General features: G+C 66.5%; 9 protein-coding genes. 1 reads left to right on the top strand and 8 read right to left on the bottom strand.

Features of this window, described 5'->3' with window-relative positions:
* Positions 1-403 precede the first annotated feature (403 nt).
* From ACJ7Z0_RS28865 to mltG, 8 genes are all read right to left on the bottom strand, one after another.
* A complete protein-coding gene (locus ACJ7Z0_RS28865) occupies positions 404-826 on the bottom strand; it encodes a secondary thiamine-phosphate synthase enzyme YjbQ (protein WP_431132216.1) in 423 nt (140 codons plus the stop codon).
* Between the two features lie 127 nt (positions 827-953).
* Entirely contained in the window at positions 954-1,439 is a 486-nt protein-coding gene (locus tag ACJ7Z0_RS28860; protein WP_434792598.1) for a DUF2726 domain-containing protein, read from the bottom strand.
* Positions 1,440-1,552: 113 nt separating this feature from the next.
* Positions 1,553-2,230, bottom strand: coding sequence for an ankyrin repeat domain-containing protein (locus tag ACJ7Z0_RS28855; RefSeq protein WP_434792597.1), 678 nt, complete (start codon positions 2,228-2,230; stop codon positions 1,553-1,555).
* Positions 2,227-3,036 (bottom strand): TatD family hydrolase, encoded by an 810-nt coding sequence (locus tag ACJ7Z0_RS28850; RefSeq protein WP_434792596.1) that lies wholly within the window; start codon positions 3,034-3,036, stop codon positions 2,227-2,229. The genes ACJ7Z0_RS28855 and ACJ7Z0_RS28850 overlap by 4 nt, the downstream gene beginning before the upstream one ends.
* A gap of 141 nt (positions 3,037-3,177) precedes the next feature.
* Positions 3,178-3,555 carry a PilZ domain-containing protein gene (locus tag ACJ7Z0_RS28845; RefSeq protein WP_093019562.1) on the bottom strand — a complete coding sequence of 126 codons (378 nt, stop codon included), beginning with the start codon at positions 3,553-3,555 and terminating at the stop codon, positions 3,178-3,180.
* Entirely contained in the window at positions 3,552-4,574 is a 1,023-nt protein-coding gene (locus tag ACJ7Z0_RS28840; protein ID WP_434792595.1) for a DNA polymerase III delta subunit-related protein, read from the bottom strand. The genes ACJ7Z0_RS28845 and ACJ7Z0_RS28840 overlap by 4 nt, the downstream gene beginning before the upstream one ends.
* Positions 4,571-5,239 carry a dTMP kinase gene (tmk, locus tag ACJ7Z0_RS28835; RefSeq protein WP_434792594.1) on the bottom strand — a complete coding sequence of 223 codons (669 nt, stop codon included), beginning with the start codon at positions 5,237-5,239 and terminating at the stop codon, positions 4,571-4,573. The genes ACJ7Z0_RS28840 and tmk overlap by 4 nt, the downstream gene beginning before the upstream one ends.
* Entirely contained in the window at positions 5,236-6,270 is a 1,035-nt protein-coding gene (gene mltG, locus ACJ7Z0_RS28830; RefSeq protein WP_434792593.1) for an endolytic transglycosylase MltG, read from the bottom strand. The genes tmk and mltG overlap by 4 nt, the downstream gene beginning before the upstream one ends.
* 121 nt (positions 6,271-6,391) lie before the next feature.
* Between mltG and ygfZ the strand changes: the two genes are divergently transcribed.
* A complete protein-coding gene (gene ygfZ / locus ACJ7Z0_RS28825; protein WP_434792592.1) occupies positions 6,392-7,318 on the top strand; it encodes a CAF17-like 4Fe-4S cluster assembly/insertion protein YgfZ in 927 nt (308 codons plus the stop codon).
* The last annotated feature ends 13 nt before the right edge of the window (positions 7,319-7,331 follow it).

Here is a 7,331-nt window from a genome sequence, read left to right as displayed (position 1 = left end):
GAATCAGCGGATTCGAAACAACAATGCAAATGCCAAAGTGCAGCCCTTGCGGGGCTGCAATTCGGACGGGGGTTCAGGGGGAGAGGTACCCGCGAGGATGCGGGCGGAGGGTGCTGGCGCTCTGCGCGCCTGGAATCCGCAAGACCGCGGAAACCTCACCAAAACAGTGCTTCGTTACACCGTGAGCTTGCAGTCACGCAAAGAACGTGCCTATTTTTGCGGGTCGCGCTTCCGCGGCGCGCAAGACCGATCAAGGGCCTGACGACCAGCGCACGCGTCTTTGCGGTGCGGAAGAAAGATTCGCCGAACCAGCTGGCGGATACTTTCCTCGAAATCCTGAAGAAACAGTCGCGCAGCCGCTGACAAAAAAAGCGGCCGGGGCAGGGGAGCCGCTACGCCCCCTTTACGACCCCATCAGGTGCAAGACCACTTGCCTTTGGTGCGGCCGCTTCCGGTGCTCCCAAAGATAGATGCCCTGCCACGTGCCCAGCGCCATTCGACCGTTGGCCACCGGTATCGAAAGCTGGACGGCCGTGAGCGCCGAACGCACATGGGCCGGCATGTCGTCCGGTCCTTCGTCGCGATGCCTGAACAACGGATCGCCGTCGGGCACCAGCCGCGCAAGAAAACGGTCGAGGTCTGCCTGCACATCCGGATCGGCGTTCTCCTGTACCAGCAGGCTGGCCGAAGTGTGGCGGATGAAGAGCGTCAGCAGCCCGGTTTGATAGCCAGTGCGTTCCACCCATTGCGCCACGGCCGCGGTGATTTCCAGAAGACCGCGGCCAGGGGTATCGAAGTCGAGAGCGGTGGTGGCCTGGCTGAGCATCACGGGCGGTTCTTCAGGATGGACTTGCCGCATATGTCATTTAACATAATGCACATTGTATTGTTTGTGGAGTGAAGTGTCTGGCCGTGGCGGCAGTCGAGCGGTCCAAGAACGCCCTCAGACGCCCTCAGGACCCCATAGGACTCACAGATGCCATCGTCGGATCGAAGTCCGCCTCGACACGCCCCACGTCCGGAACCCTCGGATAACGAAGCACGCGGTAGCCAGCCTCCACCAGCAGCGCATCCCGGTCCAGGTCGCGTTGCGACTTGCCCCTGTTGACCTTGTCGCCGCCGAATGCGACCACGGCGACGACCTTGAACGAGCGGTCGCACACGACGAAGTCGGCGACCTTGCGGCTGAACGAGCTTCGCGCCGCGCGCGTGCGGGCCGTGAGCAAGGCGCCGAAGCTGACCTGCGGCAGCACCACGAGATCCGGCAGCGTTTGCACGAGCCGGTTGTACATGGCCTGCTCGCGTGCAGTGAGCGGTGGCCGGGCTTTGGGCTTGTCGACGAAGCCGCTGCTGTTTTGCGCTGACTTCTTCCTGGCGACCATCACGAACGCAAGCAATCCCACGGCCACCAAAAAGACTATGAATAGGAACGTACTCATCTCTGCTTCTCCTTCTACGGAGAGTCTCGCACGACTGTGCAGGCGCCCTTTTGAGTGCTTTTCCGGGCCTGCGCAAACCCGGCGAATTCAGGCTTTGACGGGCGCCGCCGGTTTCACCATTTGCCGTCTTTGGGCGCGGGCTTGGGGCCGGTCTTTGCCTCGGCCGACGCGGCAATCAGCTGCGCAGCTTCGGGGCGGTTTGCCTTGGTGGCAAAGTCCACCGCGGTCATGCCGAGCTGGTTCTTCATGGCGGTGTCGGCGCCTTCGGCCAGGAGCAGCTTCACGGCTTCGGTCGAGCCGTACATCGCGGCCATCATGAGCGGCGTGGTGCCGTTGGGCGATTGCGCGTCGATGAAGGCGTAGTTGTCGAGCAGCACCTTCATGATGGTCAGCTGGCCGCTGCTGGCCGCATAGTGCAGCGGCGCCCAGCCGGTCTTGTTGACGGCGGCATCGCGCTTCAGCAGTTGGGTAACGAGGTCTTGCTGGCCCTTGATGGCAGCCAGCATGAGCGGGGTTTCGTCCTTGGCATTGGCAATGTCGACGTCGGTCTGCGGCGACTCGAGCAGCACCTGCGCCACCTTGGGCGACGGTTCACGCAAGGCGATGATCAGCCCGGTCTGGCCGCTTTCGTCGCGCGTGTTGGGGTCGAAGCCGCGGTTCAGCAGCGTACGCACGCCGCTGGCGTTGTCTCCGCGCACGGCCCGGAAAAAGTCTTCGAAAGAACCCGCGTGTGCGGCAAAAGTTGCTGCTATGACAGCAAGATAAATGAACTTCTTGATGTATTTCTTCATGTTGTTTTTACTCCCTTGAACAGCGTTTCGAAGTTGTCGCTGGTGGCCTTTGCCACGGCTTCGAGCGGCAGCTTGCGCAGTTCGGCGATCTGCTTGGCCACAAAAGGCACGTAGGACGGATTGTTGGTCTTGCCGCGGTACGGCACCGGGGCCAGATAGGGGCTGTCGGTCTCGATCAGCATCCGGTCGAGCGGCACGAAGGCGGCCACGTCGCGCAGGTCTTGCGCCTTCTTGAAGGTCAGGATGCCCGAAAACGAAATGTAGAAGCCCAGGTCGAGCGCCGCGCGGGCGACTTCGGCGGTTTCGGTGAAGCAATGGAACACGCCGCCCGCGGCATTGCCGGAACCGTCTTCGCCCTCCTCCTTGAGGATGGCCAGCGTGTCGGCCGAGGCTTCGCGGGTGTGAATGACGAGCGGCAGCCGGGTTTGCTGCGCCGCGCGGATGTGCACGCGAAAGCGGTCGCGCTGCCATTCCATGTCGGAAATGCTGCGTCCGCCCTTGCGTTCTTCCATCTGGTAGTAGTCGAGGCCGGTTTCGCCAATGGCGACCACGCGGGGCATGGCCGCGCGGCGCACCAGGTCGTCGATGGTGGGCTCGGCGATGTCCTCGTTGTCGGGATGCACGCCCACGCTGGCCCAGAAGTTATCGTAGCGGGCGGCCAGCGCCTGCACTTCCTCGAACTCCTCGAGCTTGGTGCAGATGCACAGGGCGCGATCGACCTGCGCCTCGGCCATGGCGGCGCGGATTTGCGGCATCTGGTCCGCAAACTCGGGAAAAGTAAGGTGGCAGTGGGAATCGGTGAACATGGCGTGTCAGGGAGCGGCGGCTGGCCCCATTCCAGAAATACCGCGGAACCGGCTCTGCCGGGCCGCTGGTATTGCCCCCGGTAGGGGGTGGGCGTAGCGACACGAAGTGCGCGCAGCCTGGGGGCGAGCCTAGCTATCGAGCTAGATGGTTTGGGTGGGTCGGTCGGAGGCCATCGAGCCGCCGAGGGCCGCTTCGATGCGGGCCTTGAGCTGGCGCGATTTTTCGTCCGACGGGAACCGGATGCCTACGCCCGGCGCCCGATTGCCGGCGGCGCGCTGCGGGGTGATCCACGCAACCTTGCCAGCCACCGGGTAGCGCTGTGGGTCTTCGGGCAGCGTCAGCAGCACGTAGACGTCGTCGCCCAGGCGGTATTCGCGCGAGGTCGGAATGAAGATGCCGCCCTCCGCAAAAAGCGGAATGTAGGCGGCATAGAGCGCGCCCTTTTCCTTGATGGCGAGCTGGATCACGCTCGGCCGTTGAGGCGTTGCGGCGGCGGCGGGGGCGACTGGTTGGTTCATGGGCGGCGAGGAGCTGAGTTTAGGGTGGTTCGCGCCTCGCTCACAAGCGCTTCCAGCATGAGGCCCGCATTGAAGGGGTGTTCGGCGGTTCTGGCCGCGTTGGCGAGCGACTTCGACCAGCGCGCCAGCGCCAGGTGCGAAGGCACGGCGGCCGGCAGGTCGGCCGGCTCGAAAAAGCGCGGCTCGGCGCCGCTGCCGACGGCCATCAGGTCGTGGCAGAGCTTTTGCAGCGCACTGATGGCCTGCGAGGGCGCCTGGTCCGCCAGCGCCGCGACGTCGCCACGCGAAATGGCCTTGGGCAGCAGCGACCAGGCCTTGGGCGACTGGCCGGAGCGCGCCAGCCGCAGCGCGTCGCTCGGCCGGCCGCCGGCAGTCCGCAGCAAGGCCGCCGCGTCCGCAGCAGGTACGTCGTGCGCCACCAGCCAGGCTTCGGCGTCGGCCGTGGCGGGCCATGGCAGCGTGAAGCCCAGGCAGCGGCTGCGGATGGTCGGCAGCAGCTGCCATGCGGCCTCGCTCGCCAGCACAAAGCGCACATCGCCGACCGGCTCCTCGAGCGTCTTGAGCAGCGCATTGGCGGTGATGGTGTTCATGCGCTCGGCCGGATACACCAGCACCACCTTGCCGCGGCCGCGCGCGCTGGTGCGCTGGGCAAAGCCGACCGCGTCGCGCATGGCTTCAACCCGGATCTCGCGGCTCGGCTTGCGCTTCTTGTCGTCGATGTCGGCCTGCGCCTTTTCGTCCAGCGGCCAGCCCAACTCCTGCATGGCCACCTCGGGCATCAGCACGCAAAGGTCGGCGTGGGTTCGAACCTCGATGGAATGGCAGCTCGGGCAATGGCCGCAGGCGGCACCGCCCTCTTCCGCCTTCGGCTGTTCGCACAGCCAGGCGGCGGCAAGCGCCAGCGCGAGTTCGTATTGGCCCAGGCCCGAAGGGCCCTGCAGCAGCCAGGCATGGCCGCGCTGGCGCAACAGCTCCGCGAGCGGCCGATGCAGCCAGGGCGAAAGCGCTTGCGTGCTCATGGTGCCGCCCCGCTTGCGGGTGCCAAGGCGCCGCGCGCGACAAGCGCGGTCTCGACCTGCTGCCAGACCTGGTCGCGCGTCTGGCTGGCGTCGATGCGTACGAAGCGCTCCGCATCGGCGGCCGCGCGGGCCGCGTAGCCCGCCGCAACGCGCCGGAAGAATTCAACCGGCTGCGACTCGAACTTGTCGGGCAAGCGAGCGCCGGCCAGCCGCTGGGCAGCGATCTCTGGCGCCAGGTCGAACCACAGCGTGATGTGAGGCTGCAGCAGCCGCGCCGCATCGGCGGGCCCTGCCCTGCCCTGCACCCATTGCTCCAGCGTCGACAGCACCTCTGTGTCGAAGTCGCGGCCCGCGCCCTGGTAGGCGAAGGTGGCGTCGGTGAAGCGGTCGCACAGCACCACGTCGCCGCGTGCCAGCGCCGGCTCGATCACCCGCGTGACGTGGTCGCGACGCGCGGCGAACACCAGGAGCGATTCGGTCAGCGGATCCATCGGCTGCTCGAGGATGAGGCCGCGCAAGGTTTCGGCCAGCGGCGTGCCGCCGGGCTCGCGCGTGCGCACCACCGTGCGGCCCTGTCCCCTGAAAAGCGCCTCCATCGCATCGAGATGGCTCGACTTGCCCGCACCGTCGATGCCCTCGAGCGTCAGAAACAGGCCTTCATTCATTGCGGAACCTTCGGTTTGGGTTCGCCACTGCTGCTTCCGCCACCGCGCTGGTAGCGGTTGACGGCGCGGTTGTGGTCGTCGAGCGAACTGCTGAACTGGCTGGTGCCGTCGCCGCGCGAAACGAAGTACAGCGACTTGCTTTGCGCCGGCTGCACCGCCGCCAGCAGCGCCGCCTTGCCCGGCATGGCAATGGGCGTGGGCGGCAGGCCGCCGCGCGTGTAGGTGTTCCAGGGCGTGTCGGCCAGCAGGTCTTTCTTGCGCAGGTTGCCGTCGAAGGCAGTGCCCAGGCCGTAGATCACGGTCGGGTCGGTCTGCAGCGGCATGCCGGTGCGCAGCCGGTTGGCGAACACGGCGGCAATCTCGGCGCGGTCCTTGGCTTTTCCTGTCTCCTTTTCGACAATGCTGGCCAAAATAAGCGCCTCATCCGCCGATTTGATCGGCAAATCGGCGGCGCGGGCCGCCCAGGCGGCCTCCAGCTTCTTGTCCATGGCCCGCATGGCCCGCTGCAGCAGCGCGATGTCGGTGGAGCCCTTCGAATAGGTGTACGTGTCCGGGAAAAAGCGGCCCTCCGGGTGCACGCCGGGCCGGCCCAGCTTGGCCATCAGCGCGTCGTCGGGCATGCCGATGGTTTCGGGCTTGAGTTGCTCGGCCTTGGCCAGGGCCGCACGCACCTGCCGGAAGTTCCAGCCCTCGACCAGCACCAGGCTGCGGGTGGCTTCTTCGCCGCGCACCAGCACGTTGAGCAGCATCTTGGGCGTGATGCCGCGCTCCAGCTCGTAGCTGCCGGCGCGAATCTGGCGGTCTTGCCCCGAGATACGGAACCAGAAATACAGCAACTGCGGCGGCACGTCGGCGCCGGCATCGGCCACGGCCTGCGCAACGCCGCGCGGCGTGGTGCCGGGCTCCACGGAAAGATCGAGACTGGGTGCGGGCAGCTTGAGCGGCTGGTGCACCCACCAGAGTCCGGCGGCGCCGAGGCCGAGCGCAGCCAGGGCGGCCAGCAGAAAAAGCGTGAGGAAGAAGCGGCGCACGGGTCCGATGAATGAGCGGAGAAAAGAAAAACGAATCGGGCGAAAAGTCGGTGGCCTTGCGGGAACCGGGGCGGATTCCCTGCGGACCGGACGGAACGGCTGCGACCATGATAATTCAGCGATGACTACTGTCGTTCTCAATGGTGTTACCGCTCTTTCCCACCTTGGCGTGATCCGCGCCGAGGGACCCGATGCCGCGAGCTTCCTGCACGGCCAGCTCACCCAGGATTTCGCGCTGCTCGGCGCCGCCGAAGCCCGCTTGGCCGCGCTTTGCACGGCCAAGGGCCGCGTGATCGCGAGTTTTGTCGGCATCCGGCCGCAGCCCGACCTGGTGCTGCTGGTCTGCAGCCGCGACATCCTGGCGGCCACGCTCAAACGCCTGTCGATGTACGTGCTGCGCGCCAAGGCCAAGCTCACCGACGCCACGGAGCAATTCGCGCTGTACGGCCTTGCCGGTACCGCGCTGGCCGCCAACGGCCTCGATGCCGCGGCGCTGCCCGGCCAGCGCACGGCCATCGGCGAAGACATCAGCGCGGTGTCGCTCTATCCAGCCGACGGCGTGCCGCGCGCCATGTGGATCGCGCCTGCCGGCAGTCCGGTGCCCGCCGGCTCGCCGCTCGACGCCGAACTCTGGCAGTGGAGCGAGGTTCGCAGCGGCATCGTGACCTTGACCACGCCGGTGGTCGAGGCCTTCGTGCCGCAGATGATCAACTACGAATCCGTGGGCGGCGTGAACTTCAAGAAGGGCTGCTACCCCGGCCAGGAGATCGTGGCGCGCAGCCAGTTCCGCGGCACGTTGAAGCGCCGCACCTACCTCGTGCAGGCCAATGCGCCGGTGAGCGCGGGGCAGGAAGTGTTTGCCGCCGCCGACGCCGAGCAGCCCGTGGGCACGGTGGCGCAGGCCGCGCCGGCACCCGGTGGCGGCTGGGCCGCGCTGATCTCGATCCAGATCTCGGCCCTGGAAACCGGTGGCCTGCATGCCGGCGGCGCCGACGGGCCGGCGCTCACCGTCGAGCCGCTGCCCTACCCGTTGCTCGAAGACATCTAGTCTTTTTTTCGAA

The organism is Variovorax palleresanus (assembly GCF_051144945.1).
Taxonomy (GTDB): domain Bacteria; phylum Pseudomonadota; class Gammaproteobacteria; order Burkholderiales; family Burkholderiaceae_C; genus Variovorax; species Variovorax paradoxus_S.
The sequence above is the reverse complement of the archived record's forward strand: the minus strand, read 5'-3'. Positions and strand labels throughout refer to the sequence as shown.

Excerpts from the sequence above, each read along its gene's own strand:
- ACJ7Z0_RS28840 (WP_434792595.1), bottom strand. The coding sequence starts at position 4,574 with ATGAGCACGCAAGCGCTTTCGCCCTGGCTGCATCGGCCGCTCGCGGAG.
- tmk (WP_434792594.1), bottom strand. The coding sequence starts at position 5,239 with ATGAATGAAGGCCTGTTTCTGACGCTCGAGGGCATCGACGGTGCGGGC.
- ACJ7Z0_RS28850 (WP_434792596.1), bottom strand. The coding sequence starts at position 3,036 with ATGTTCACCGATTCCCACTGCCACCTTACTTTTCCCGAGTTTGCGGAC.
- ygfZ (WP_434792592.1), top strand. The coding sequence starts at position 6,392 with ATGACTACTGTCGTTCTCAATGGTGTTACCGCTCTTTCCCACCTTGGC.
- ACJ7Z0_RS28865 (WP_431132216.1), bottom strand. The coding sequence starts at position 826 with ATGCTCAGCCAGGCCACCACCGCTCTCGACTTCGATACCCCTGGCCGC.
- ACJ7Z0_RS28855 (WP_434792597.1), bottom strand. The coding sequence starts at position 2,230 with ATGAAGAAATACATCAAGAAGTTCATTTATCTTGCTGTCATAGCAGCA.
- ACJ7Z0_RS28845 (WP_093019562.1), bottom strand. The coding sequence starts at position 3,555 with ATGAACCAACCAGTCGCCCCCGCCGCCGCCGCAACGCCTCAACGGCCG.
- ACJ7Z0_RS28860 (WP_434792598.1), bottom strand. The coding sequence starts at position 1,439 with ATGAGTACGTTCCTATTCATAGTCTTTTTGGTGGCCGTGGGATTGCTT.